Raw genomic sequence first — 559 nt, 5'->3', positions numbered from 1 at the left:
ATGGGCGCGACGGGCAAGTCCAAGACCTGCGTCTGGCGCTGGCAGGAGCGATTCATGTCCGAAGGCGTCGATGGCCTGCTGCGGGAGAAGACGCGCCCGCCGGGCACCCCCAGAACGCCCGACGAGAAAGTGGCCGAGGTCATCCGCCTGACCCAGGAACCGCCGCCGCATGAGGCGACGCACTGGACGATCCGGGCGATGGGCAAGGCGGTCGGGCTGGCCGCCTCCACGGTGCGGGAAATCTGGAAGGCGCATGGGCTGAGCCCGCACCGCTGGCGGCAGTTCAAGCTGTCGAACGACCGGGCTTTCGCCGAGAAACTGCAGGATGTTGTGGGGCTCTACGTCTCGCCGCCCGCCCATGCCGTGGTGCTGTCGGTCGATGAAAAGTCGCAAATACAGGCGCTTGACCGGACCCAGCCCGGTCTGCCGCTGAAGAAAGGCCGCGGCCCCACCATGACCCACGATTACAAACGCAACGGCACGACCACGCTGTTTGCCGCGCTCAACGTGCTGGACGGGTCGGTCATCGGCCGGAACATGCAGCGCCACCGGCATCAGG

The 559-nt window shown here is 67.1% G+C and carries 1 protein-coding gene; it reads left to right on the top strand.

Going from position 1 to position 559, the window contains the following annotated elements:
- Positions 1 to 559: IS630 family transposase (locus VK792_RS19495; RefSeq protein ID WP_326299593.1), on the top strand; the 559-nt coding region annotated here is incomplete at both ends.

This window comes from Mesobacterium hydrothermale (assembly GCF_035818635.1).
In the GTDB taxonomy this organism is placed as follows: Bacteria; Pseudomonadota; Alphaproteobacteria; order Rhodobacterales; family Rhodobacteraceae; genus Mesobacterium_A; species Mesobacterium_A hydrothermale.
The sequence above is the reverse complement of the archived record's forward strand: the minus strand, read 5'-3'. Positions and strand labels throughout refer to the sequence as shown.